At 60.7% G+C, this 25,890-nt stretch carries 25 protein-coding genes; 4 read left to right on the forward strand and 21 right to left on the reverse strand.

Going from position 1 to position 25,890, the window contains the following annotated elements; genetic code table 11:
• Nucleotides 1-8: 8 nt before the first annotated feature.
• The 5 genes from ACP151_RS13340 to ACP151_RS13360 form a co-directional block, all read right to left on the reverse strand.
• Entirely contained in the window at nt 9-491 is a 483-nt protein-coding gene (locus ACP151_RS13340; RefSeq protein WP_424979393.1) for an MmcB family DNA repair protein, read from the reverse strand.
• Between the two features lie 673 nt (nt 492-1,164).
• Complete coding sequence (gene nusB, locus ACP151_RS13345) at nt 1,165-1,647, reverse strand: transcription antitermination factor NusB (protein WP_424979394.1); 483 nt, start codon at nt 1,645-1,647, stop codon at nt 1,165-1,167.
• Nucleotides 1,644-2,195 carry a 6,7-dimethyl-8-ribityllumazine synthase gene (locus ACP151_RS13350; protein WP_424979395.1) on the reverse strand — a complete coding sequence of 184 codons (552 nt, stop codon included), beginning with the start codon at nt 2,193-2,195 and terminating at the stop codon, nt 1,644-1,646. Before ACP151_RS13350 ends, nusB begins: the two co-directional genes overlap by 4 nt.
• Before the next feature lies 1 nt (nt 2,196).
• The gene (gene ribB / locus ACP151_RS13355; RefSeq protein WP_424979396.1) at nt 2,197-3,318 is read right to left on the reverse strand and encodes a 3,4-dihydroxy-2-butanone-4-phosphate synthase; all 1,122 of its coding nucleotides are present in this window, start codon (nt 3,316-3,318) and stop codon (nt 2,197-2,199) included.
• Nucleotides 3,319-3,545: 227 nt separating this feature from the next.
• On the reverse strand, nt 3,546-4,133 hold the full coding sequence (locus ACP151_RS13360; protein ID WP_424979397.1) for a riboflavin synthase: 588 nt from the start codon (nt 4,131-4,133) through the stop codon (nt 3,546-3,548).
• A 162-nt stretch (nt 4,134-4,295) separates the two neighbouring features.
• Between ACP151_RS13360 and ACP151_RS13365 the strand changes: the two genes are divergently transcribed.
• From ACP151_RS13365 to ACP151_RS13375, 3 genes are all read left to right on the forward strand, one after another.
• Nucleotides 4,296-5,588, forward strand: a complete 1,293-nt coding sequence (locus ACP151_RS13365) for a capsule biosynthesis protein (protein WP_424979398.1) — start codon at nt 4,296-4,298, stop codon at nt 5,586-5,588.
• Nucleotides 5,589-5,683: 95 nt separating this feature from the next.
• Nucleotides 5,684-6,817, forward strand: a complete 1,134-nt coding sequence (locus tag ACP151_RS13370) for a polysaccharide biosynthesis/export family protein (RefSeq protein ID WP_424979399.1) — start codon at nt 5,684-5,686, stop codon at nt 6,815-6,817.
• Between the two features lie 6 nt (nt 6,818-6,823).
• Complete coding sequence (locus tag ACP151_RS13375; protein ID WP_424979400.1) at nt 6,824-8,836, forward strand: capsular polysaccharide biosynthesis protein; 2,013 nt, start codon at nt 6,824-6,826, stop codon at nt 8,834-8,836.
• Nucleotides 8,837-8,982: 146 nt separating this feature from the next.
• Here ACP151_RS13375 and ribD read toward each other — a convergent pair whose 3' ends face one another.
• The 8 genes from ribD to ACP151_RS13415 form a co-directional block, all read right to left on the reverse strand.
• Entirely contained in the window at nt 8,983-10,080 is a 1,098-nt protein-coding gene (gene ribD / locus ACP151_RS13380) for a bifunctional diaminohydroxyphosphoribosylaminopyrimidine deaminase/5-amino-6-(5-phosphoribosylamino)uracil reductase RibD (RefSeq protein ID WP_424979401.1), read from the reverse strand.
• Complete coding sequence (gene nrdR, locus ACP151_RS13385; RefSeq protein ID WP_424979402.1) at nt 10,080-10,547, reverse strand: transcriptional regulator NrdR; 468 nt, start codon at nt 10,545-10,547, stop codon at nt 10,080-10,082. The genes ribD and nrdR overlap by 1 nt, the downstream gene beginning before the upstream one ends.
• A 122-nt stretch (nt 10,548-10,669) precedes the next feature.
• Complete coding sequence (locus ACP151_RS13390; protein WP_424979403.1) at nt 10,670-11,086, reverse strand: secondary thiamine-phosphate synthase enzyme YjbQ; 417 nt, start codon at nt 11,084-11,086, stop codon at nt 10,670-10,672.
• 59 nt (nt 11,087-11,145) lie between these two features.
• Nucleotides 11,146-11,571 (reverse strand): hypothetical protein, encoded by a 426-nt coding sequence (locus tag ACP151_RS13395; RefSeq protein ID WP_424979404.1) that lies wholly within the window; start codon nt 11,569-11,571, stop codon nt 11,146-11,148.
• Between the two features lie 197 nt (nt 11,572-11,768).
• Complete coding sequence (locus tag ACP151_RS13400; protein ID WP_424979405.1) at nt 11,769-12,176, reverse strand: hypothetical protein; 408 nt, start codon at nt 12,174-12,176, stop codon at nt 11,769-11,771.
• A 120-nt stretch (nt 12,177-12,296) separates the two neighbouring features.
• Nucleotides 12,297-12,593, reverse strand: a complete 297-nt coding sequence (locus tag ACP151_RS13405) for a hypothetical protein (RefSeq protein WP_424979406.1) — start codon at nt 12,591-12,593, stop codon at nt 12,297-12,299.
• 82 nt (nt 12,594-12,675) lie between these two features.
• Nucleotides 12,676-13,221 carry a DUF4166 domain-containing protein gene (locus ACP151_RS13410; RefSeq protein WP_424979407.1) on the reverse strand — a complete coding sequence of 182 codons (546 nt, stop codon included), beginning with the start codon at nt 13,219-13,221 and terminating at the stop codon, nt 12,676-12,678.
• Complete coding sequence (locus tag ACP151_RS13415; protein ID WP_424979408.1) at nt 13,218-13,682, reverse strand: thiol-disulfide oxidoreductase DCC family protein; 465 nt, start codon at nt 13,680-13,682, stop codon at nt 13,218-13,220. Before ACP151_RS13415 ends, ACP151_RS13410 begins: the two co-directional genes overlap by 4 nt.
• A gap of 67 nt (nt 13,683-13,749) precedes the next feature.
• Between ACP151_RS13415 and ACP151_RS13420 the strand changes: the two genes are divergently transcribed.
• Complete coding sequence (locus ACP151_RS13420; protein ID WP_424979409.1) at nt 13,750-14,274, forward strand: hypothetical protein; 525 nt, start codon at nt 13,750-13,752, stop codon at nt 14,272-14,274.
• A gap of 46 nt (nt 14,275-14,320) precedes the next feature.
• Here the strand turns inward: ACP151_RS13420 and rpoD are convergent, their stop codons facing one another.
• From rpoD to ACP151_RS13460, 8 genes are all read right to left on the reverse strand, one after another.
• Nucleotides 14,321-16,312, reverse strand: a complete 1,992-nt coding sequence (rpoD, locus tag ACP151_RS13425; protein ID WP_424979410.1) for an RNA polymerase sigma factor RpoD — start codon at nt 16,310-16,312, stop codon at nt 14,321-14,323.
• Between the two features lie 133 nt (nt 16,313-16,445).
• Entirely contained in the window at nt 16,446-18,446 is a 2,001-nt protein-coding gene (gene dnaG, locus ACP151_RS13430) for a DNA primase (RefSeq protein WP_424979411.1), read from the reverse strand.
• A gap of 1 nt (nt 18,447) precedes the next feature.
• On the reverse strand, nt 18,448-18,786 hold the full coding sequence (locus ACP151_RS13435; protein ID WP_424979412.1) for a hypothetical protein: 339 nt from the start codon (nt 18,784-18,786) through the stop codon (nt 18,448-18,450).
• Between the two features lie 37 nt (nt 18,787-18,823).
• Nucleotides 18,824-19,369 carry a sarcosine oxidase subunit gamma gene (locus tag ACP151_RS13440; protein WP_424979413.1) on the reverse strand — a complete coding sequence of 182 codons (546 nt, stop codon included), beginning with the start codon at nt 19,367-19,369 and terminating at the stop codon, nt 18,824-18,826.
• Nucleotides 19,362-22,307 carry a sarcosine oxidase subunit alpha family protein gene (locus tag ACP151_RS13445; RefSeq protein ID WP_424979414.1) on the reverse strand — a complete coding sequence of 982 codons (2,946 nt, stop codon included), beginning with the start codon at nt 22,305-22,307 and terminating at the stop codon, nt 19,362-19,364. Before ACP151_RS13445 ends, ACP151_RS13440 begins: the two co-directional genes overlap by 8 nt.
• The gene (locus ACP151_RS13450) at nt 22,304-22,573 is read right to left on the reverse strand and encodes a sarcosine oxidase subunit delta (protein ID WP_424979415.1); all 270 of its coding nucleotides are present in this window, start codon (nt 22,571-22,573) and stop codon (nt 22,304-22,306) included. The genes ACP151_RS13445 and ACP151_RS13450 overlap by 4 nt, the downstream gene beginning before the upstream one ends.
• 90 nt (nt 22,574-22,663) lie before the next feature.
• On the reverse strand, nt 22,664-23,917 hold the full coding sequence (locus ACP151_RS13455) for a sarcosine oxidase subunit beta family protein (RefSeq protein ID WP_424979416.1): 1,254 nt from the start codon (nt 23,915-23,917) through the stop codon (nt 22,664-22,666).
• 269 nt (nt 23,918-24,186) lie between these two features.
• The gene (locus ACP151_RS13460) at nt 24,187-25,617 is read right to left on the reverse strand and encodes a Glu/Leu/Phe/Val family dehydrogenase (protein ID WP_424979417.1); all 1,431 of its coding nucleotides are present in this window, start codon (nt 25,615-25,617) and stop codon (nt 24,187-24,189) included.
• Nucleotides 25,618-25,890 lie beyond the last annotated feature (273 nt).

Consider the following 25,890-nt stretch of genomic DNA (forward strand, 5'->3'; position numbering starts at 1 on the left):
CTTGCCAGTCAGCACTCCGACTGCTTTGCGTCCGGCGCGCCCATCAGCAGACCGTCTTTGCCCGGACGCGGGTCGCGCAGCGCCTGCAGGCGGCGGGCAGCGTCCATGGCAATCTTCTGCACCAGTTTTTTGCGCCGCGCTGGCGCCAGCTTTTCTTCCGGCGCCATGCGGACGATTTCCGCGTCATAGGGATCGGCAAGAATCAGGCCGGAACCATCCGGCAGCAACTCCTCAGGGAAATCCACATCCACGGCCCAGAAATAGCGGTCGCACCACTCCAGATAGCCCTGCCACTTGCTGTCAGACTGAAAATCCGCCCGGCTGGACTTGCACTCAATGATCCACAGCTCCCCCTTGGGGCCCAAAGCCATCACGTCCACCCGCAGGCCGCGGACTGGCACGAATTCTTCAATCGGCGCAAAGCCAAGCGAGCGCAGATAGCGCGACACTCCGCGAGCAAGTTTCTGTCCCGGCTGCAAATCTTCCATCATGCAGGCAAATGTGAACAATCAGGGAACAAAAGGCAATGCTGCGGATTCATCAGGAATGCGTGCCGCATACCTGACAGGGCCTTGTAACGGTGGCGCCGGCAGACTACTTACGGGCTTGGCGGGTTCTGCCCTTCTCGTGACAGGCAGCATTCCGGTGGCCTTAAGCAATTCCGAGGGAGCTGGCTCTGTCCGGATCCTGGTCCGTTTACCTGGCGCCCACCTGTATATACAGGTCCTCGGGAATCAAAGCCGCACGGTTGACTGGTGGTCCCGCCACTTTTCCCCTTTTCCCGACACAGAAAAACCGCGCGATCCGGATGGAAAGCGCGGTACAATGCCAGATTTTCGGTTGCTCAGCGACGGCGCAGCTGTCGCTGTTGCCGCGAAGGTGCCGCGGCACGGACCCGTGCCGGCTGTAGATCCTGCTGCAGAACACCGCCCTGGGTCCATGCAGCGAGCCCAGACAGCAAATTGCGAAGCGTTGCGGCGATCTGTTTCAGCATTTCAATTCCCCATGTTTCAAACAGAGGCTAGCAGGCTCAGAGCTGGCGTCCAGCGCTACTTTGCCGGATCGGCGGATTTTGCCGCAGGCTTTCCGGAACCTTCACGTAGAAAGTCAAAAAGGCGCACCAAAAAATGCGCCTTTCCTCATTCTGTTCCGAAACCGCCGCGCTCAGAAGGCTTCAGGCTTCGCTTCGCGCGCCATGTGATCCAGCACGGCGTTGACGAACTTCGACTCCTTGCCTTCCGGAAAGAATGCACGGGCGATGTCGACAAACTCGTTGATCACCACTTTGGGCGGTGTGGCAGACTGAACCAGCTCTGCCCCGGCTGCGCGGAACAATGCCCGCAGCGTCGGGTCGATGCGGGCAATCGGCCATTTCGCCACCAAGGCACGATCAGTCATCTGATCGATCTGCGCCTGATGATTGACGGCTTCGCGCACCAGCTGGCGGAAAATCTTGTTGTCACCCTCCGCCATTTCATCGCCTTCGTAGACAGCGCCAAAACGGTGGTCTTCGAACTCGACGATCACCTTGTCGAAGGTAAGGCCGCTGTGTTCCATCTGGAACAGCGCCTGCACAGCGTAAAGCCGTGCTGCCGATCTCATCTGATTCTTGCCGTTGCCCTTGGGGCGGCTGTCCTGGGTGCTCATGCGCTGGTGGATCCGTTATCTGTACCGGCGATCCTGTACGCCTCGCTGGGCGCCTTGAAGCCGATGCCTTTGGTCTGGTCGCCCCACTTACGCGTGAGTGCGATCAGATGCAAGGCCGCAGCGGCCGCTCCGCCGCCTTTGTTCTGATCGGCAGTATCGGCGCGCACTTCGGCCTGCTTGCGGTTCTCCACAGTCAGAATGCCGTTGCCGATGCACAGGCCCTGCAAGCCCATCAGCTGGATCGCGCGAGAACTGTCGTTACAGACGGTTTCATAATGGGTGGTCTCACCACGGATCACACAGCCCAGCGCCACATAGCCGTCGAAGTTGGATGTACGGTCGGCAATGGCAATCGCAGTCGGGATTTCCAGCGCCCCCGGCACCTGGATCAGCTCATACGTTGCGCCGGCCGCTTCGATCTCCGCTGCTGCGCCGGCCACCAGATTGTCGGCGATGTCCTTGTAGTAAGGGGAAACCACGATCAGCAGCTTCACCGACTTATCAAATTCTGCACGTGGCATAATGTAGTGGGTTTCATGTCCGGCCATGTCAGGCGTCCTTCAAAATCGGGCGGGTACCCACAATGGAAAGACCATAGGCATCCAGGCCCAGGTAGGTGGTTTGCGGCGAGTCCGTCAGCAGCTCCAGCTCATGCAGGCCGAGTTTGGAGAGGATCTGCGCACCAAGCCCCGTCTGCTTGACGGTGCGCGGGCCTTCGTCCTCGGGCGCATATAGCGAATGGCGCGGCTCGCGGAACAGGCAGACGACCCCCCTCCCCTCGGCTGCGATCAGCTCCATTGCCTGGGGCAGTTCACCCGCAGGTTTCGGCCCAAGGCCCAGGAGGTCGGAGGCCTCATGCAGTGCGTGGGTGCGGCACAGCACCGGACCAGGGGTGGAAATGTCCCCCTTGATCAGCACCACATGCTCAACACCATGGGTCTGGTCGGTAAAGATCCGCATCTCCCAGTCGCCGCCGAATTCGGAGGAGACCTGGCTGCAATCTGTTTCGACCACCAGGTTGTCGTTGCGCGAGCGGTAGGCGATCAGATCGGCGATGGTGCCGATCTTGAGGTTATGTTTCTGAGCGTAGTCCACGAGATCCGGCAGACGCGCCATGGTGCCGTCTTCCCTCATGATCTCGCAGATCACCGATGACGGGTAATGACCTGCCAAACGGGCCACATCGCATCCTGCCTCAGTATGGCCGGCGCGCACCAGAACCCCGCCCCGGCGGGCGCGCAGCGGGAACACATGGCCCGGAGTCGCGATATCGGCTGCAGTTTTCTCGGGGTCGATGGCGGTCGCCACGGTCAGCGCCCGGTCAGCGGCAGATATGCCGGTGGAGACGCCCTCGCGGGCTTCGATCGAAACGGTAAAGGCGGTTTCGTGGCGCGAAGAATTGTGCAGCGCCATCATCGGCAGGCCCAGTTCTTCAATCCGCTCTGCCGGCAATGTCAGGCAGATCAGCCCGCGGCCATGGGTTGCCATGAAGTTGACTGCAGCCGCATCTGCATGCTGGGCAGGGATCACCAGGTCGCCTTCGTTCTCGCGGTCCTCGTGGTCAACGAGAACGAACATGCGCCCCTGGCGGGCTTCTTCGATGATCTCTTCGATCGGGCTGATGGCATCGCGCAATTGCGCCTCAACCGGCCCTGGTGTTTCAAAGCTCATGTGGCAGCCTTTCGATGGGCTTGAGGCAGTACGTCCTGCACTGCGGGTTCTTTCCCAGCCAGATAGCCCAGAGAGGCGGCAAATGCCAGTCCCGCAAGCGGCAACCGATGGTCCGGACACGCCCTGCGCAGATGCGCATTACACATTGAGGGGCGCTGCCCCTCGGCCTTTCGGCCTCACCCCGGGGTATTTCCGGCCAGAAAGAAGCTGGGGCCGCACGGGCGGCGTCAGCCTGCCTCTTGCAGCCGAGCGACGTAGCGGGCCAACGTATCGATTTCCAGATTGATGCGGTCGCCCGGCTTCACATCCCCCCAGGTGGTGACTTCCTTGGTGTGCGGAATGAAATTGATGCCGAAATCGCAGCCGTCTACATCGTTCACTGTCAGCGATGTGCCATTCAGCGCAACCGAGCCTTTGGGCGCAATGAAACGGGCCAGCGACTGGGGGGCGCGCAGGGTGACCCGTGTGCTGTCGCCCTCATCTTTCATTTCTGTCACTTCGGCAACGCCGTCCACATGGCCCGAGACGATGTGGCCGCCCAGTTCGTCGCCCACTTTCAGGGCACGTTCAAGGTTGACACGCTTGCCTTCCGCCCAGCTGTCCAAGTTGGTCTTGGACACCGTTTCTGCGGAAATTTGCACGTCATACCAATCATCCCCAAGCGCAATGACCGTCAGACAAACGCCGTCAGAGGCAATCGAGGCGCCAAGATCAATGGATGCGGTGTCATAACCTGTGCGGATGCGGGCGCGCAAATCGCCCTGCTGCTCCAGTTCGGCGATGATGCCGACGTCGGTGATGATGCCTGTGAACATGGTGCGCTCCTCGCCGGTAAAAGGTCATTCCTGCCGCAGAGGTAGCCAAGGCGTACCGTCTCTACAAGCCCCGGCTTGCCTTTGCACCGTGGCCGGACATAGTTTCGCCCCAGTCAAATGTTAATCAATTCTTGAAATGATCTCTGTAAGACCTTCCTTGTGATGCCCTACGCCCCCAAAAAACAGCGCAGCTTCTTGTTTCTGCAGGGCCCGCACGGGCCGTTCTTCGCCGCGCTCGGCCGGGTGCTGCGCGCAGCGGGCTGCGCGGTTGCGAGGGTCGGCTTCAATGCCGGAGATCAGGCATTCTGGCGCGCCAGTGACAGCTATATCCCCTTTACCGGGGGCCCGCAGGATTGGCCGGAGGTCCTGAATGAGCTGCTGGAAAGCCACCAGGTTACGGACATCGTTTTATACGGAGACACCCGCCCCATTCATGCAACTGCAGTTGCTGCAGCCAAGCGGCGCGGCATCACTGTGCATGTATTCGAGGAAGGCTATCTGCGGCCCTATTGGGTCACCTATGAGCGCGGCGGCGCCAACGGCCATTCGCGGCTGATGGACATGACTGTACAGCAGATGCAAGATGCGCTGGCACTGTCCGACATGGAAGCACCGCTGCCGCCTGCCCATTGGGGAGACATGCGCCAGCATGTGTTTTACGGCGCGCTTTACCATTGGTTCGTGATGTTCCGGAACCGCAAATACCGCAATTTCCGCCCGCACAGGGCGCTGTCTGTAACCAAGGAGTTCCGGCTTTACCTAAAACGGCTGCTGCTGATGCCAGCCCAGGCGATGGAACGCCGACTGGCTGAGCGGCGCATCCGTCATGGTGGCTTTCCTTACCACCTGGCGCTGCTGCAGCTGGAGCATGACAGCTCTTTTCAGATACATTCCCCCTTTGGCAGCATGCGCGATTTTCTGGCAGAAGTGATCACCGGCTTTTCCGAGGGCGCGCCACGTCACCATCATCTGGTCATCAAGGCGCATCCGCTGGAAGATGGCCGCGCCCAGGTGCGCCGCACTCTGCGCCAGCTGGCACAGGAGCACGGTATTGCAGGCCGGGTGCATTACGTGCGCGGCGGCAAACTGGCACAGCTGTTGAACGAGGCGCGCAGCGCCGTGACCGTCAATTCCACCGCGGGACAGCAGGTCCTTTGGCGCGGTATTCCGCTGCGGGTGTTCGGGCGGGCGGTTTATGCCAAGCCGCAGTTTGTTTCGCAACAGCCCCTGGCCCAATTCTTCGAAGCTCCCAGTCGGCCCGACAACCGCGCCTACAAGGATTACCGCCGGTTCCTGCTGGAAACCTCGCAGGTGCCGGGCGGCTTTTACTCTCGCGAGGGGCGGCGCCAGCTGCTGCGGCAGGTTGCAGATATGATGCTGGCAGAAGAAGACCCCTATGACGCCTTGCGTCTGGGCACAGCGGCACCGCGGCAACAGTTGCAGCTGGTCACCTGACAGACCTTTACCCTAAGACTGGATTTTTTCCTGCCAGCCAGTTAGGTTGCTCCTAAAACTTGAGGCAAACAATAATTGGTCGAGGAGACCGAGCAGTGAAATCCGTTCCCCTTAGCTGGGCGCGTCCGGTGGCGATGCTGGCTGCATTGACCCTTGCTGCGTCCTGCGGGCTGCCGAAAGTCGGCCCAAACAAACGCCAGATATTTGCCGGTTCGGTGCAGCGCGAAGGCGACGCCTTCATTGTGTCGGTCAATGACCGGGTCGCACGGACCACGGCCGTGGTTCCGGCTTTGGGCTTTTCTTCCGGCTTCATTTCAGCCGGCAAGCTGACGTCCGACACTATCCGCCCCGGCGACGTGCTGGGTCTGACTGTCTGGGAAAACGTCGATGACGGGCTTTTGGCGGCAGAGGCGACCAACGCCACCGTTCTGGAAGAAGTGCAGGTCGACAGTGCCGGTTACATTTTTGTTCCCTATGCCGGCCGTCTGCGGGCCTCGGGCAATACTCCGGAGCAATTGCGCGCAACCATCACCAAAAAGTTGGAAGACCAGACCCCGGACCCGCAGGTGCAGGTGCGCCGCCTTGCCGGCGATGGTGCCACAGTCAGCCTGACAGGTGCCGTTGGCGGGCAAGGGGTTTACCCGATTGAACGGCCAACCCGGACCCTGTCGGCCATGCTGGCCCAGGCCGGCGGTGTAACGATCCAGCCGGAGATTGCCCAGGTCACCGTGATCCGTGGCCAGGAAAAGGGGCGAATCTGGTTCCAGGATCTGTTTGACCACCCGGAGCTGGACGTCGCCCTGCGCGGCGGTGACCGCATCCTAGTAGAGGAAGACACCCGTTCCTTCACCGCATTGGGCGCGACATCCGCCCAGGCCCGGGTTCCGTTTGAAAGCCAGGACCTGTCGGCATTGGAAGCCATTGCCCAGGTCGGCGGCCTGATATCGACCGCTGCTGATCCGACCGGTGTCTTCGTGCTGCGCAACGAACCCGCTGAAATTGCCAACCAGGTGCTTGGCCGGGAGGATCTAATCGGAGCGCAGCGTATGGTCTATGTGCTGAACCTGACGCAGCCGAACGGCCTGTTTATGGCCCGCGATTTTGTCATCCGGGACAACGACACCCTTTACGTCACCGAAGCGCCTTACGCACAATGGACCAAAACCATTTCGCTGCTTCTGGCCCCTGTCGGCTCCCTGGCCAGCACGACGTCTGCGGTGGGCGGCTAACGCGATATGCGCCTGAATTCAGGTTCTCATGAAGCCGGGCGGGCACCGTCCCGGCTTTTTGTCTATAACGGCGGATTTCTAACCCAGCGCCGGGTTCGGCGGATTTTGGAACTTTCCGGTTACAGCATCCGACTGGGCCTGCCGCAGCCGGAGGATTTGGTGGGGATCTGGGGGGCCTCTCCCACAGCACACCGTGGCCGTTCCATCGCTGGAAAGCGCGGCTGCGGCTTGCTTCGGGTCGAAGATGCCTTTTTGCGCTCGCTTCACCCGGGCCGCGCCGGAGAGCCGCCTGCGGGGCTGATATTGGACCGGGCAGGCGTGCATTTCGATGCTGGCAATCCGTCAGAGTTGGAACAGCTGCTGGCGGAGCATCCGCTGGATGATGCACATTTGATGCAAAGGGCGCGCGACGCCATATCCCGCATCAAATCCGCGCAACTCAGCAAATACAACGCCTTTGATCCCGAAGTTGCGGCGCCGGAACCCGGTTATGTGCTGGTGGTGGATCAGGCACGGGACGACGCCTCTGTCACTGCGTCGCGCGCGGACCGGGCCAGGTTTCTGGAAATGCTGGCCTTTGCCCAAGAAGAGCACCCCGGTGCCCGGGTGCTGATCAAGACCCACCCCGAAACTCTGCGCGGCTTCCGCGCTGGCTATTATGACGTCAATGACGCGCAGGGGCGGGTTCAGCTGTTTTCTGACAATGTCTCCCCCTGGAGCCTTCTGGACGGGGCTGTCGGCGTTTACACGGTTTCCTCCCAATTGGGCTTCGAGGCGATTCTTGCGGGACATAAACCCCGGATCTTTGGGCAACCGTTTTACGCAGGCTGGGGCCTGAGCATCGACGATGCACCCCCACCCCGGCGTCAGCGCCGGCTGACCAGAGCGCAGCTGTTTGCAGCGGCAATGATCCTCTTCCCCAAATGGTACGACCCGTTCCGGGATGAACTGTGCCCATTGGAAACGGTTCTGGACAATCTGGAGGCCAGCGCGCGCGCGTGGCGGCAGGACAATCAAGGCTGGGTTGCCTCGGGCATGAGACTGTGGAAGCGCAAGCCGCTGCAAACGTTCTTTGGGTCCGAAAAGCGGATGCTGTTTGCAGAAGACCCTGCCAAAGCACAGAGCCGCGGCCGCAGACACATGGTCTGGGCCGGCAAAGCCACAGAGCGCCACGCCGACGCGGTACGCATCGAAGATGGTTTTTTGCGCTCACGCGGTCTTGGGGCTGAACTGGTGCCACCGCTCTCATTGGTGGCAGACAGGCAAGGCATCTATTATGATCCCCGCCAACCATCGGACCTTGATGTGCTGATTGCCCGCCGTCAGGAGATGACCCAGACAGAAGCGCTGCGGGCGGAACGCCTGGTGCAGTCGCTGATCCGCGATGGCGTTTCGAAATACAATCTTGGCGGCACGGTCCCTGCCCTGCCAGAAGGCCACCGCGTCCTGGTGCCCGGCCAAGTGGAAGACGACGCTTCAATCCTTTGCGGCTCTGCGACAGTCCGGACCAACCTGGACTTGCTGCAAGCGGCCCGAAAGGCAAACCCCGGCGCGGTGATTGTTTACAAACCCCACCCGGACGTGGAAGCAGGCCTGCGCCAAGGCCAAGTTGCGGCGGCGGGGCTGGCCGACGTGGTTGCCAGCCAGACAGATCCGATGGCGCTGCTGGACCAGGTGCAGGAAGTATGGACAATGACCTCTCTGCTGGGGTTCGAGGCCCTGCTGCGCAGTGTGAAAGTCACAACACTCGGCACCCCGTTTTATGCAGGCTGGGGGCTGACCACCGACCTGGCCCCTGCGCCATCCTGGCGCCAGCCGCTGGTTTCGCTTTTGGGGCTGGCTCATGCAGCGCTGATCGATTACCCGCGCTATTTCGATCCAGTGACCGGCCAACCATGTCCCCCGGAAGTGGCGGTCATGCGTCTGCGCGAGGGCAGCCTGCCCCATCCCGGCCTTGGCAACCGGCTGCTGTCCAAACTTCAGGGACTGTTTGCCACGCATGCCCATCTGTGGCGCTGACTACAGCGGGACATCTTTTGCGCCGACCGAATGTGCAAGCCCAAGGCGGGTCAGTTCCGCTGGAACATGCCCCAAGGGAACAAAGGCAGTCCTGATACGTCAGCGGCGCACACGCGCGCCTGCGCCGTTCAACCAAGCAAGATGGATCAGCGCAATGCGCGGGTCCAGCGGTGCAGGATATCCTTGCCAAGCGGACGTGCCTCGACCAGTTCGAACCGTGGCGCCTCCTCCAGCCGACCGATGCCAAGCGCGCCGATCGCAGGCAACCCTTCAGCCCCGATGCCCAAGCCCGCAGTAACGCCGACGAGTTCATCCACCAGGTCAAAGGCCAGCAGCGAGGCCGCCAGCGCGCTTCCGCCTTCGCAGAATATCCGCGTAAGCCCCGCGGCGCCAAGCTGCTGCAGGATATCACCGGCGTCCAGCTGCACACCATGCGACGCGCAAGGGATCAGTTTGGCCCCCAAGCCTTCCCAAGCTTGAATGCGCTCTTGATCGGCACCATGGCCATGGCAAAGCCAGACCGGAATTTCCGTGGCCGTGCGGGCCAGCTGTCCCATCAGCGGCAGATCCAAGTGGCGGGAAATGACCACCCGCACCGGCTGATGCTCCACGCCCAGATCGCGAACTGTCAGCGAAGGATCATCCGCCCGCGCAGTGCCACCGCCCACCATCACCGCATCATGGCGTGCACGCATCGCATGCACCGCACGGCGCGCTTCCGGACCGGTTATCCACTTGCTTTGGCCCGACCCGGTGGCAATGCGCCCGTCAAAACTGCTGGCCAGCTTCAGGGTCACCAGCGGGCGACCCTGTTCCGTCTTCAGCAAAAATCCGGCATGGTCACGGGCCGCCTGCGCGCCCCAGATCCCCGTGTCCACCTTGATGCCCGCATCCCGCAGCATCCGCAAACCCTGGCCTGAAACGCGCGGATCACTATCCCCGATTGCGACCACAACCCGCGCCACACCCGCATCAATCAACGCCTGCGAACAGGGCGGCGTTTTCCCCTGATGGGCGCATGGCTCCAGCGTGACATAGGCAGTGGAACCGCGCGCGGCATCTCCTGCCTGCGCCAGCGCTTCCGTTTCAGCATGTGGGCGGCCGCCCGGTTTGGTCCAGCCGCGGCCGATAACCCGACCGCCCTGCACGATGACGCAGCCGACTGCCGGGTTTGGCCAGCAATTGCCCTGCCCGCGCCGCCCCAATGACAACGCCAGCGCCATGTAACGGTGATCTGTGTCCATTATTCTTCGGGAGCTTCCGGCGGGCGCAGTTCGTGAACAAAGTCTTCGAAATCATCTGCCGCCTGGAAATTCTTGTACACACTGGCAAAACGCACATAAGCAACGGTGTCGATCCGTGCCAGCGCCTCCATCACTATCTCGCCGATCTTCTTGGAGGCAATGTCCGTCTCTCCCATGCTTTCCAACCGCCTTACGATGCCAGAGATCATCTGGTCGATCCGTTCCGGTTCTATCGGGCGTTTCTGCATGGAAATGCGAATCGAGCGTTCCAGCTTGTCGCGGTCAAAATCCTCGCGCTTGCCGTTTGTTTTTATCACCACCAGATCACGCAACTGCACCCGTTCATAGGTGGTAAAGCGGCCTCCGCAAGCCGGGCAAAACCGACGACGCCGGATCGAAACATGATCCTCGGCGGGGCGTGAATCCTTGACCTGAGTGTCGATATTTCCGCAAAATGGGCAGCGCATCCGCCTGCTCCCTCAATCCTGTCAGCCTGTTTATTGTGCCGGAGTTTCTCCGGTTATCCACAACTATAGGCCACCCTCCAGAATTTGGGTAGGGGGCATTTTTCGCCGCAAGATAATGAGGTTCAGGCCAGATGTGCCGCCACCTGCCGCTGGTGCGGTGCGTCGCGGTGCTCAAACAGGTAGATGCCTTGCCAGGTCCCCAAGGCCAGGTTGCCGCGGCGGACCGGGATGGACAGGCTCACTGGCATTATGGCCGCCTTGATATGCGCTGGCATGTCGTCCGGCCCCTCATAGGTATGGCGCAGATAGGCCATCGATGGATGCGAGGACGGCGGCACGAGGCGCGAAAAGAATGCCCACAAGTCTTCCTGCACTTCCGGATCCGCATTCTCCTGTATCAGCAGCGAACAGGACGTGTGGCGGACAAAGAGCGTCAGAAGCCCGTCCTGAATGCCGCTGTCGGCCACCCAGGCCTGCACCTCACGGGTAAACTCAACAAGCCCCTGTCCGCGTGTCGGAATGCTGAAATCATGCTGCATACAGGCTTTCTGGCGAATGCAGTCTTTTCACGCAACCCGACAACCGCAACGGCTGCGTGTCATGGCAGCCAGCGGTCCCGTCCGGGCAGCCGGTCATAGCAGTAATTTTGCGCCGAAGTTACCCGCAGGCTGTCACCCGCCTCGCGGATATTCAGGGAGAGGCTACCGGACCGGTCCGGAACCCCCGGCGGCAGACCAAAGGCAAACTGCACCGCCTTGCGTCCGGGCCGGCCTACGGACGGCCCCTCTCCGCGCCAGACGTAAATCCGCTGGTTTACCGGCGCCCGCAGCTGGCGAATGGCGAAATCGGCGATGCTGCACCAGTAATCCTGTGCGCCGGAACGGCTCCGGGCCACCACTTCCCAAACGCCTTCCGAGACTGGCAGCACTTCATTCCGGTTGATCGCACGCCAGGCCGATGCAGGCACAGGCGCCACCAAAATCGCGACCAACACCGCTGACAGCCACGGTTTTTTGCCAGTCATCTCAACCTCCTACACCGCTGCCGTGGGCGCTTTGCGGACCAATAGCATTGCACGGGTCCCCAATCGGCGAAAAACAACAATCCAAAGCCCCCAGGGCCTTCATTCTATCATCAGCGCAAGGTCTGTTAACAGACCTGTTTCCGCCCGCCCGGAAAGCCGAGCCCAAATGCCCCCCCCTTCTCGCGTTGAAACAGCGGCTAGAGAGCTGGCCCCTGCACGCAATAGCCGTGCCCCTGCTGCACCGACAAGCTCTCTCCGGGTTGGAAGCCCAGTGACAGCCAGCCTGTTTTTGGCGGCACCCCAGCCTGTTCCGGATGCAGAGTGAATTGCACAGAGGAGCGGCGCCCCGTGGTAACGCTGACATCCCGACCGCGCACCACATAGTACCGGTCAGTCCAACTCGCCCCAAGAACCCGGCGGGCGTACTGCGCCGCAGCACACCAATAGTCCCAAGTGCCGCCGGACCGGCCCGGCACCACTTCATAAACGATATCATTCACGGGCAGAACCCGCACACCGCGGTTGGCCAGAAATGTCCCTGCAGAAACGGGAATGGCAGTGGCCATGGAACAGGCCAGCACAGCGGCGGTAATGAAGTTTTTCATCCAAAAATATCCCTTGGTTCACATCAACATAGGGATTGCCAACCATAGCTCCAAGAGGGGACTGCCGCCCGGGCCGCGACCTCTCGCAGATGTGTGCGGGCCCGGTCAGGCGTGCATTGGTCAGGCGCGGACAGGAAAGGGAATGATCTCTGCACTTTCGTTCTGCTGGCCCAGGATCTCTTCCAGAATGGCCAGCACTGCCGCATCCGGCTCGCTGCCGTTTTCCGGGTGAAACTTGGCGCGGGCCTTCCGGCGCAGCATGTCTCTGGTGCGGGTGCTGCTCATCTGTTTCAGCGTATCGCCCTGACCGGCCAACATCTCCACCATGAACTGGTTGGCGCTCACCAGATCATTCAGCGATTTGAGTTTAAGCTGCAGCGCATCCAGCGCCCCGTTCAGATCGGTATATGCAGACATGTCCTCCCCCCGGAAGTTCGATGCAGATACGAAAAATCTACGACAAGCAACGCCGCCCGGCAATGTCAGGGTTAGCAATTGGTTAACGCCTGAGATCCAGATCAGGCAGAGCAATGTGACCACTGTAACGCACCAGAAGACCGATCCCTGGCAAGCTGGCAGAAATATCAAAACCCAAGTGCCCCTGCGGCGTTTCAAATTCCATGGCCGCGCTTTCCGGGCAAAGCGCTGTTGGCAGCGGCAGCCCGAACAGGCGGGCCTTTTCCACTGAAACCAGCAATGCGTCCTGCTGCACCTGGATTGACAGCTCCAGCTCGACCGGGCCGAAACGCTCCAGCGCCCGTCCTTTGCGCGCATCAAAACGCAGATGGGACCGGGTCTGATACTTGCCGAACACCCGCCGCCAGATGTGGCCCTCTCCCTGCTGAGCAACATCCAACCGGAACCGGGTTTGCGCCATTGCAGGCGGAAAGCCTGCGATCCTGGCCAGCAGCCGCGCCCAACGATGTCCGCTTTCGACCTGCACAACGCCAAAGCTGCGCTCCGGCGGCTCCGAGTGAAACCGAATCAGGGCCGGCGGCACCTCAAGGTTCTGTGCTGCGATGATTTCGCCAAAAGCATCCCTCATGTGTCATAGCCCCCTTTGGCAAATCGTGCGCGGATCTCAGGGACAGGGATCATGCAGGCATCAAACCTGCCAAACAGCCGGTAGCGGTTGCGGGCAACGCTGAAGTAGAGCGGATCCTTCAGCCATAGTGGCAGGAAGCGGCAGACAGACAGCACCGGCCAGGGCCAGGGCAGCGCCCGCATCGCCGCAGCAAAAGCATCCAGCCGCTGATAGGTGCGGCCATCAACAATTACCAGATTGGTTTCAAATTCATCGGTGGGCAGGCCAAGCTCCCGGTAAAGCTGCTGCCCCAGTGGAGATTGTGCTGTGGCAAAGAAGAACCGCCCCGCCCGATCATGGCGCAGCATGAAGCGGAAGAAGCGCGAACACAGAACGCATTCGCCGTCAAAGACGATGAGGTCCTTTGCTTCCCAGGCTTCATCCATCTCAATCGACTTTGCCTTTGCACTTTCTGCAATCATCCGGTTGCACCGCCCCTTATCACGTGCGAGATCTCACGCGCAAAATCAACCAATAGGAGAAAAAGCCTTGGCAACTCCCTTTGAAATCATTCTTGGAACAGCCACCTTGGGCATCGCCATTTATGTCGCATTCCAAACCCAACGCATAGCTAAATCCGCAGATACCCTCAGCGCAGCTTCCAACAACATTTCCCACGAGGCAAACAGGATCGAAGCCGAGAAGGTTCTCATTTGCTGGGCACAGCGCGTAGCCAGCAATATGTCCCAGGCCACGGCACTGCGTATCGAGGGCGAAAAGACTCTCGCTGAACCGGAATTCTATGAAAGACGTCGCAGCATCCGCACTGAGCTTCTCTCTTTGCTCGCTGAAGGGCAAATTATCCTGCAACGCAACGAATCCAATGTGCTTAAACTGATGAGCGAGATGGACAAGTTTCTAAAATCCAAAGATCTAAAGCCGCCTCAAGAGGGCGACTACGAAGCAGTCCGGCGTCCGCAGGTTCACAATCTACGCCGGATCCAATCAGCTTTTGTCGATGAAATGCAGAATCTCGTAAACACCCACTGGCTACACGGAGCCGTGGCCGGATAAGAAAAAAAAGAGCGCCTAACGGCGCTCTTTTGGCTCTCGCTGAACTTTACTGATCCAGGAAGCTGCGCAGTTTGCGCGAGCGGCTTGGGTGCTTCAGCTTCCGCAAGGCTTTTGCCTCGATCTGGCGAATCCGTTCGCGGGTCACGCTGAACTGCTGGCCGACTTCCTCCAGCGTGTGGTCAGTGTTCATGCCGATGCCAAACCGCATCCGCAGGACCCGTTCCTCGCGCGGGGTGAGCGAAGCCAGAACCCGAGTGGTGGTTTCCTTGAGGTTTTCCTGAATGGCGCTGTCCAAGGGCAGCACGGCATTCTTGTCCTCGATGAAATCGCCCAGCTGGCTGTCTTCCTCGTCGCCGATCGGGGTTTCCAGAGAGATCGGCTCCTTGGCGATCTTCATCACCTTGCGGACCTTCTCCAGCGGCATTTGCAGCTTGTCTGCCAGTTCCTCCGGGGTCGGCTCGCGGCCAATCTCGTGCAGCATCTGACGGCCGGTGCGGACCAGCTTGTTGATCGTCTCGATCATATGGACCGGGATCCGGATGGTGCGGGCCTGATCCGCGATCGAGCGGGTGATCGCCTGACGGATCCACCAGGTCGCATAGGTCGAGAATTTGTAGCCGCGACGGTATTCGAATTTGTCCACCGCCTTCATCAGGCCGATATTGCCCTCCTGGATCAGGTCCAGGAACTGCAGGCCGCGGTTGGTGTATTTCTTGGCGATCGAGATCACGAGGCGCAGGTTGGCCTCGACCATTTCCTTTTTGGCCTGACGCGCCTCTTTCTCACCTTTCTGGACCTGCTGCACGATGCGGCGGAATTCCGAGATATCCAGACCGACATACTGGCCGACCTGGGCCATGTCAGCGCGCAGTTCTTCGACCTTTTCAGTGGAGCGCTCGATGAACATCTGCCAGCCGCGGCCGGGCTTTTCACCCATTTCGGACAGCCAGTTCGGGTCCAGCTCACGGCCACGGTAGGCGTCGATGAACTCACGGCGGTTGATGCGGGCCTGGTCGGCCAGCTTCACCATCGAGCTGTCGATCTGCATGACACGGCGGTTGATGCCGTAGAGCTGGTCGATCAGCGCTTCGATACGGTTGTTGTGCAGGTGCAGGCCATTCACCAGCTCAACGATTTCCGAACGCAGCGACTGGTAACGCGCTTCGTCGTCGGCGCTGAAGGAACCGTCCTCGTTCAGGGTTGCCGAAATCCGGCTGTCCTGCATTTCACTGAGTTCGGCGAAATCGGTGGAGATCCGCTCCAAAGTGACCAGAACCCGGTCCTTGAGCGCAGCTTCCATCGCGGCGAGCGACATGTTGGCCTGCTCGTCATCATCGTCATCGTCATCGTCTTTGGAGATGGGGTTGCCATCGGCGTCGAGTTCCGGACCGGTGTCCTCTTTTACAGGCTTGGCTGCCTGCACCGCGGCGGTGTCGACGACCGGCTCTTCCTCTTCGCCGTCCTCATCCATCTGGTTGCCAAAGGTGGCCTCCAGGTCGATGACGTCTCGCAGAAGAATGTCTTCGGACAGAAGTTCGTCATGCCAGATGGTGATGGCCTGGAAGGTCAGCGGGCTTTCACACAGCCCAAGGATCATCGTGTTGCGGCCCGCTTCGATGCGCTTGGCAATCGCGATCTCACCTTCGCGGGACAGCAGTTCAACCGACCCCATCTCGCGCAGGTACATGCGCACCGGGTCGTCGGTACGGTCCAGCTTCTCGGTCTGAGCACCGGACAGGGCAACCTCTCGCGGGCCCTCGGTGGTGGCCAGCTCGGTCGAGCCCTTGTTCTCTTCTTCCTCGGCCTCTTCGTCCTCGATGATATTGATGCCCATTTCGCTGAGCATCGACATCACGTCTTCGATCTGTTCCGAGTTGACCTGATCCGGCGGCAGAACCTGATTGAGCTGATCGTAGGTGATGTAGCCCTTCTCGCGGGCCTCAGCGATCATTTTCTTGACCGCGGCCTGGCTCATGTCCAGCGAGATTTCGGCGTCCTGATCGTCAGGTTTGCGGTCGTCGGTGTCTTTGGCGGCCATTCATTGCTCCATATCAGGGGCTGCGGGGGATGATTCGCTGACGCGAATCATTAGCGCGATCTTCTGATTCGTCACCCCGTTTACCCAATTTTCCTGTGCTCTTCCTTAGCAAAACGCAGAATCACCCTGCATGTTACTTTTCGGAGAAGCCGATCCGGTCCAAAAGGGCGCCAAAGGCGTCGCGCTCATCCCGGTTGAGCCGCGCGCCGTTCTTGCCCACATCATAGGTCGCCTTATCCTCATTCTCACTGCGCACGGCCCTGTTTCTGGCTTCGGCAGCCTGCCGCAGTCGCCAGGTCAGCGCTTCATCTGCAAGGCCGTCCAAATCCTCTTCGGCCTCTGCCAATTCTGCATCCAGCCCGCGCCGCGCCTCGAGTTTTGCGAGTTCCTCGGCCAGGGTCATGCTGGCCAGTTCCGTATCGCCGGGTTTGCGCAGGCAGGGGATGATTGCCACATGGCGCAAGGCAAAGAGGTTTTCAAGGGCATGAGGCCCCAAAGACCAGTCAATTTCCTCGCGCAGCCGGTCGGGCGCGTCGATACCGTAGCGCAGAACCATGTCGCGCAGCGCCGCCAGATCCGGGTCGGCGCATTGCAGCCGTTCCAGGCTGGTCTCGAACTCGCGGATAACATCAGGCGTGGTGATCGCCGTGGCCAGGATCACCGCTTCACGCATGGCGGCAAAATATTCGTCCTCGGCACCTGCCACCAGCGACGCACGGGTGGTTGCCCGCGGCTGCGGGATCGGGCCAAATCCCTTGCCTGGTTTCCACGGTGCGCGGGCACCGTCGCGGAAACCACCGCCCTTGCCGCTACGCGGCTGGTAGCCGCCCCCGCCGCCACTGTCGCGGTTGCCGCGGAACAGCTGCCAGCGCATTTCCTTGACGTCTTCGCCATAGTGCTTGCGGATCGATGGATCGCGGATCAGTTTGATTTTCTCACGCAGCGCCTTATCCAGCGCCGCCTTGCGCTCGGGGCTGTCGAAAACCTTGCCTTCGGTTTCCCGCTGCCACAGCAGCTTGACCATCGGCATCGCCTGATCCAGCACCGCCTGCACTGCATCGGGGCCTTCGGAGCGGATCATATCGTCCGGGTCCTTGCCCTCTGGCATGATGGCAAAGCGCAGGGACTTGCCCGCCTCCAATAGCGGCAACGCAAGATCAATCAGCCGCATCGCGGCGCGGATACCTGCCTTGTCGCCATCCAGCGCAATGATCGGCTCATCCGACATCCGCCACAGCATCTGCAGCTGGTTTTCGGTGATGGCAGTGCCGAGCGGCGCCACCGAAGACTGGAACCCGCCCTCGGCCAGCGCAATCACATCCATATAGCCTTCGGCAACGACCAAAGTAGAGCCGCGCCCCGATGCAGAGCGCGCAGGACCATGATTGTAAAGGCTGCGGCCTTTGTCGAACAGCTCAGTCTCGGGCGAATTCAGATATTTGGCGTTGTCATTGGGGTCCATTGCCCGGCCGCCAAAGGCAATCGCCCGGCCGCGCGCATCCCGGATCGGGAACATGATCCGGTTGCGGAAGGTGTCATAGGGCTTGCCGCCCTTGTTCGAGGGTTTCGCCAGCCCCGCGCCGATGATCAGATCCTCGGGCACGTTCTTGCCGCGCAGCGCATCCCACATGTTCTGCCAACCGTCAGGGGCAAAGCCGATTTCCCAACGGTCCAGCGCCTGCGCCGTCAGTCCACGGCGCTGCAGATAGGCGCGAGCGTCCCCTGCAGCACCCGTTTTCAGCTGCAAGCGGAAGAATTGCACGGCCTGCTCCATGACGTCAGCAAGCAAAGTCCGGCGGTCCTGTTTTTCCTGCGCGCGCGGATCGCGTTTGGGCATCTCCATGCCTGCTTCCTGCGCCAGAATCTCCACCGCTTCCATGAAACCGACATTCTCGGTTTCCTGGACAAACTTCAGCGCATCACCTTTTGCGTGACAGCCGAAGCAATAGTAAAAGCCCTTGCGATCCTCCACATGGAAAGACGCGGTCTTTTCGTGATGGAAAGGGCACGGGCTCCAAAAATCCCCTTTGCCCGGCTGCGACTTGCGCTGATCCCACATGACTTTGCGCCCGACAACATCAGAGATACTGATGCGGGTGCGCAATTCATCCAGAAAGCCAGGCGGCAATGACATATCAGTTGGACTTCAGCTGTTTCTGCATCGCCTGGATCTGATCCCAGTTCTGCAGGCACTGTTCCTCGAACAGCGCACCAAGGTCGGTGGTCTTCAAGTCACGCCGCTTCAGTGTGTAAACGTGGCTTGCCAGTTGCGGGATCGCGTTTGAATAGGCATCGGGCCATTCCGGTTCGCTGTCCAGAATGACCTGCTCCACCTCTTCCTGCTTTACCCGGTCCAGCCGCGCCTGCTGCACTGCGGCCATGACCTGGCCCTGATATTTGCAGCTTTGTTCTTTGGTTTCAGAAGCATAGGCCGGAGCCGCCAGCAAGGCGGCTGCAAAGGCGATGCGGATCATAGATGCGCTCCGGGAATCAGTTGGTGATCCCCAGAGGTTACCCCCGCGCCGCGACAGCTTCCATCGCTGTTTTCAAATCATGCACAAGCGTTTTCGCCATTGAGCGGAACACCAGGATCTGAAGCGCCTGCGGGCCGGTCCTGGTGACCGAGGCCATCATGTGCTTCAGTTCGGTGCGTACGGTATGCCCGCGCTTGAAAACCTGCGGCCGTAGATCCACCGGCACCAGCCGCGCCAGCACGTCTTCGGCGCCATTGCCATCCAGCTTCACCACCGCCCAGGCATCGCTCTGATCGGTCAGCGCCGCGTGTTTGGCCAGCTTGGCGTCCGGCACCGGCCCCATCAGCAGCGCCATGTCCCGGCCAAACCAGACCGCACGGCTGCCGACCTTTCCGGTCGTCCGGTTCACAGCCGGAAAGGCCATGCCATGGGCGTCTTCCAGCGCCTTGCTCAGCGTGTCCTGCTGCCCTTTGAAGGGGGCTACGATCCACATATTGCCAGGCTGTTCCTCAGTCAGGCTCATTCCGCCGATAGTCACCGGCAGCAGCCCGTCGCAGGGGCTTTTTGCAGTCAGTTCAGCCACGGGCACGCCCTCCTTCAGGGTCAAAGAACACAGGTGAAACAACCTCGCACAGGGTGTCGACACCGCGCATATGATCGATCAGGCGTACGGTTTCGCCGATGCGGTCCGGGCCTTCCTTCAGAAAGGCGAGACCAATCGGATGACCCAAAGTCGGCGAATAGCCTGCCGAGGTCACATAGCCCTGGTCATAGATCCGCTCGACCGGGTCTCCGGGTGTGAACAGATGCGCACCGGCGGTGATTTCCTTGGCTGCACCGACGGGTTTCAAACCCACCATGCGCATCCGGTCTTCGGCCATCAGGCCTTCGCGGGTAGACATCGCCTTGCCCAGGAAGGCCTTCTTCTTGGACATCATCCCCTGCAGACCAAGGTCAAAGGCGGTCACGGTGCCATTGATCTCTGCATGGGTGATCAACCCCTTCTCGATCCGCAGCACATTGAGCGCCTCCATGCCATAGACGCCCCCGCCCATCGCTTCGGCCCGTTTCAGCAGTTCGCGGAACAAAGCGGCGCCAAAACGCGCAGGCACGGCAATCTCATAGGCATGCTCACCCGAGAAGGAGATCCGGAACAGCCGCCCCTTGACCCCCAGCACGGTCGCCTCGCCGCAACCCATAAAAGGCCAGGTCCCGCTGTTCACGTCCTCGTCCAAAAGACCGTTCAGCAGTTCCTGCGACTTCGGACCAGCCACAGCGAACTGCGCCCATTGCTCAGTCACCGAGGCAAAGCGCACGTCCCATTCCGGGTGCAGCACCTGAGAGACAAACTCCATATGCGCCATCACCTGTCCCGCCGCAGCGGTTGTGGTGGTCATCACATAATGGGTCTCACCCAGCCGCGCGGTGGTGCCGTCATCCATGACAAAACCGTCCTCGCGCAACATCAGCCCATAGCGGACCTTGCCCACCTTCAGTGTGCTGAAGGTGTTGGTGTAGAGAAAGTCGAGGAACTTGCCCGCGTCGGCGCCCTGGATGTCGATCTTGCCCAGGGTGGAGACATCGCAGATGCCCACCGCATTGCGCACCAGCGTCACCTCGCGGTCGCAGGACTGGCGCCAATTGGTTTCACCCGGCTTGGGGTAATAGGCCGCACGGTACCACAGGCCCACCTCCAGCTGATGCGCTCCGCGGGTATCACTCTCGCCATGCGAGGTCAAAAAGCGCTGCGGCTTAAAGCCCTCATCCACAGCCCCGGCGCCCATGGCGCCAATGGAAACCGGCACAAACGGCGGCCGGAAAGTAGTGGTGCCGGTTTCGGGAATGGTCCGACCTGTCGCATCTGCCAGCACCGCCAGTGCGGCAACGTTGGAGTTCTTGCCCTGATCCGTCGCCATGCCTTGGGTGGTGTAGCGCTTCATATGCTCGACCGAGCGGAAGTTCTCCACCGCCGCCTGTTTCACGTCCTTGACAGTCACGTCATTCTGGAAGTCAAGCCAGGCACGACCTTTGCCCGGCACGGCCCACAGGGCGGCGATGCGGTAGGGATCATCCTCTGCATCCGGCAAATCAGCCGCAGCGGATTTCAGGCCCAGCGCCTCCACCACCTTGCCGGCAGCTTCAGCGCCTTCGCGCAGCGCACCGGCAGTAGAGAAGGTGCCATTGCAGGCCCCAGCCGTGACCATCCCGGGCACAGCACCCTCAGCCGGAACAAAGGCCAGCGCCTCACGGTTCCATTGCGGGCGACTGTTCAGATGGCAGGTCAGATGCACAGAAGGGTTCCAGCCGCCGGACATTGCCAGACAGTCGGTCTGAACCTTCTCCTCGCCTTTTACTGAGCGCACAGTAATGCTCTCGATGCGCTGGCGGCCCGCACTGCCGCAAACCTGCGCTCCCTTGATCACCTGATACGGGCCATCGACAGGCGCGTCATGGCGGCTGTCGATAACTGCGGCGATGTGAACACCGGCGTCATGCAGGTCGCGGGCGGTGCGGTGGGCCTGATCGTTGTTGGCAAACAGGGTCACCCGTTCACCCGGCGCTACTCCCCAGCGGTTCAGATAGGCACGCACCGCGCCCGCCATCATGATGCCGGGACGATCATTGTTGCGGAACGCCACCGGACGCTCGATCGCGCCTGCTGCCAACACCGCATGCTTGGCCGCAATCCGCCAGAAGCATTCGCGCGGCAGATGGCTGCCCCGCAGCGAATGCCGCCGCGGCAGATGGTGCGAGACCCGCTCCAGCACGCCGTAGGTCCCCTGATCATAGGCACCGGTTACAGCGGTGCGGGTCATCAGCCGCACATTATCCATTGCCTCCAGCTCGGCCAGCACCTCGGCAGCCCATGCGTGGCCCGGCTTGCCGCCGATCTCCTCGCGTTCGGCCAGCAGGCGGCCTCCCATGCGGCTGTCCTCCTCCGCCAGGATCACATCCGCCCCGGCCCGGCCCGCAGTCAGCGCAGCCATCAGACCAGCAGGCCCGGAGCCGATCACCAGCACGTCGCAGAAGGCAAAGGCCTTCTCATAGGTGTCACGGTCCGCCTCACCCGATAGCGCGCCCAGACCCGCAGCATTGCGGATCATCGGCTCATACAGCTTCTCCCAGAAGGCTGCAGGCCACATGAAGGTTTTGTAGTAGAACCCGGCGGTAAAGAACGGTGCCGCCAGATCGTTCACCGCCATCACGTCGCGCTCAACAGAGGGCCAGCAGTTCTGGCTGCGTGCCTCCAGCCCCTCGAACACCTCCTGCTGCGTGGCGCGGATGTTCGGGTCCTGCTCGCCGCCGGTGCCAATGGTCACCAGCGCGTTCGGCTCCTCGCTGCCCGCCGTCAGCACCCCGCGCGGGCGGTGATACTTGAATGACCGCCCCATCAGATGCACATCATTTGCCAGCAGCGCCGAGGCCAGCGTGTCACCTTCCAACCCCATCATGTGGCGGCCATTAAAGCCAAACGTGACCGGCTTCGCGCCCTGATTCAAACCTTTTCCGGGAAGCCTCATTTCTCACCTCCCAGCCCGGCTTCGGAGGCCAGCTCTACGTCCAGAATCTCATGGGTTGCTGTATTGCGGGTCACTTTCAACCAGGAACCGCAGCCCAATTCGTGATACCACAGCTCATCCAGCGGCCCTGCCGGGTTTTCACGCAGATTCACATGTTCATGCCAGGTCTCCAGATCCGCACCCTCAGCCGGGCGCACCAGAGCGGCGCCTTTGTAATAGAATTCGCGGCGGTCTCTTTCACCGCAGAGCGGACAGGCAATCCTCATGACCAGCGCCCTTTCATCTTTGCAAAAATACTCCGGGGGTGAGGCCGCAAGGCCGAGGGGGCAGCGCCCCCTGCTGCGGCAGAGATGAAATCAATGCAAGTTATGCTGCGCACCGGTTCCCTCCTCATCCATCAGGCCCACGCCGCTGCGGAAGCGGTCCAGCTTCAGTTTCGTCGCCGCCCCATGCGGCCGGTCCGTGGCAATCAGATGCGCATAGACATGGCCTGAGCCCGGTGTCGCCTTGAAACCGCCGTAGCACCAGCCGCAATTCAGGTAGAGACCATCAACGGGTGAATGGTCGATGATGGGCGAGCCGTCCGGCGTCATATCCATGATGCCGCCCCAACTGCGCAGCAGCCTGGCCTTACTAAGGGCCGGAACCATCGCCACAAAGCTTTCCATTGTATGCTCCACCATCGGCAGGTTGCCCCGCGCGGCATAGGAGCTGTAGAAATCCAGATAGCTGCCAAACACCATGCCGCCCTTGTCGGACTGGCTGATGTACAGATGCCCCTCGGCAAAGGTGATCACGTGATCAACGATTGGTTTCAACCCTTCAGAGACAAAGGCCTGCAGGACGTGGCTCTCGATCGGCAGGGTTAGACCAGCCATTGCCGCCACCTGACCCGACCGTCCCGCTGCCGCCAGCGCCACCTTCTTGGCCCGGATGGGACCGCGGGCGGTCTGCACCCCGATCACTTTGCCGCCTTCCACGTCAATGCCGGTCACTTCGCAGTTCTGGATCAGATCGACGCCGCGCATGTCAGCGCCGCGGGCATAGCCCCAGGCCACAGCATCGTGGCGCGCAGTGCCGGCCCGGCGCTGCATCAGCCCGCCCATGATCGGGAAACGGTTGTTGTCATAGTTCAGGAACGGGGCCAGCTCACGCACCCGCTCGCGGCTCAGAAGTTCGGCATCATCCCCCTGATTGATAATCGCATTGCCCCGGCGCACCGCCGCGTCGCGCTGGCCGTCATTGTGGAACAGATTGATGATCCCGCGCTGGGACATCATTGCGTTGTAGTTCAGGTCCTGCTCCATCCTCTCCCACAGTTTCAGAGAGTGGGAGTAGAACTCGGAATTGCCCGGCAGATAATAGTTGGCCCGCACAATGGTGGTGTTGCGCCCCACATTGCCGCCGCCAAGATATCCCCTCTCCAGCACCGCAACATTGGTGATGCCATGCTCTTTGGCCAGGTAATAGGCCGTCGCCAGCCCGTGGCCGCCGCCGCCGATGATCACGACATCATATTCGGATTTGGGCTCAGGGTCCCGCCAATGAGGTTTCCACCCCTTGTTTCCGGTGAGCCCCTCCTTGAGCACACGCCAGCCCGAAAACCGCATGTCGTCCCTCCCCGTCAATTCACTTTCGCTGGCCGGAAAAACTCCGTCCCGGCCCTGGCCGCATTGCTACCCGCTTTCACGTGCTACTCCTAGTCCCAAGACTAGGGCTACGGCACTTCAGCATGGCTTTGCCGCAAATCACATTAACTATTCACTTATGTCTAGTGCTAATTGCGACGGCAGATGACGCAATGTGGATCAGTGCCAAGAAAACAGGGCAGAGAGTTTCCCCTCTGCCCCGCCAGTCATTTGCCACTCTTCAAGCCCGGTCAGAGCCCCTTGGCGTGATAGCTTTTGGCGACCTTGTCGATCGACACCAGATAGGCGGCAGTACGCAGGTCGGTGACATCATCGCGGCTGTGCCAGACTTCGCGCATCGACTGGTAGGCCGCCCGCATGGTGTCATCCAGACCGGAGCGCACCAGTTCCAGCTCACCTGCGCCTTTCAGATACTTGTCCTTAAAGTCAGGCGACATCGACCAGGTATTGCCCAGAACATCGTCCAGGCGCTGCAGCTCGTCGATCACCAGCTGATGGCGCGCCTCTTCCTGGCGGCGCTGCATGCGGCCGAAACGGATATGGCTCAGGTTCTTCACCCACTCAAAGTAGGATACGGTCACACCGCCTGCATTGGCATACATGTCGGGTATGATCACACAGCCTTTGTCGCGCAGGATTTCATCCGCGCCGGCAGTCACAGGGCCATTCGCCGCCTCAATGATCAACGGCGCTTTGACACGTTCAGCATTGGACAGGTTGATCACCCCTTCCAGGGCCGCCGGGATCAGGATGTCGCAGTCCTCCTCCAGCAGAACAGAGCCATCTTCCATGTACTGCGCATCCGGGTAGCCCGACACACCGCCGTGCTTGACGATCCAATTGCGCACCGCCTCTACGTCCAGGCCATCTGCACTGAACAGACCGCCGTCGCGTTCAATGATCCCGGTAATCAGCGACCCGTCTTCCTCAGACAGGAACTTGGCTGCGTGGTAACCCACATTGCCGAGCCCCTGGACAATGACCCGCTTGCCATCCAATTTCCCTGTCAGCCCGGCTGCAGCCTTGTCTTCCTCATAGCGGAAGAACTCTCGCAGCGCGTATTGCACACCGCGCCCCGTCGCCTCGACACGGCCAGCGATACCGCCCGCGTTCAGCGGCTTGCCGGTGACACAGGCCTTAGCGTTGATGTCAGTTGTATTCATCCGCGCATATTGGTCTGCAATCCAGGCCATCTCGCGCTCGCCGGTGCCCATATCGGGCGCAGGCACGTTTTGCGACGGGTTGATCAGATCGCGCTTGGCCAGTTCGTAAGCAAAGCGGCGGGTGATCAGCTCCAGTTCATGTTCCTCGTACTCGCGCGGATCAATGCACAAGCCGCCCTTGGAGCCACCGAACGGTGCCTCAACCAAGGCGCATTTATAGGTCATCAGCGCCGCCAGCGCCTCGACCTCATCCTGATTTACACCGGTGGCATAGCGGATACCGCCCTTTACGGGTTCCATATGCTCGGAATGCACCGACCGGTAACCGACAAATGTATGCATGGAACCGCGCAGGCGCACACCAAAGCGCACTGTATAGGTCGCATTGCACACTCTGATCTTCTCTTCCAGCCCCGGCGGCAGGTCCATCAGTTTTACCGCCCGGTTAAACATCAGGTCCACGCTCTCGCGGAAGCTCGGCTCTGTGCGGCTGCTCATAAAAAATTCTCCGTGCTCAAACATCGACTCGCTGCCGATGATGCTCTCACTCTATGCAGAGAAGCTTAAGGAGTGCGACCTTTTTGACCCTTTTCGATCAAAAAGATTCGCATCCCTGCGACCGCGCAAGTTTCACCCGTGCCGTTCAGGCGATTGTTCCGCCTTTCGCCACAACATCGTGAAATCGCCCAAGATTAGAATTTCCACGCAATACAATCGCGAGCAATTTGACCCATTTCCGCCGCAATTCCGCCCATTTTACCAAGCAATAAT

Origin of the sequence: Leisingera sp. S232 (assembly GCF_049800895.1) — a bacterium.
Classification (GTDB): Bacteria; Pseudomonadota; Alphaproteobacteria; order Rhodobacterales; family Rhodobacteraceae; genus Leisingera.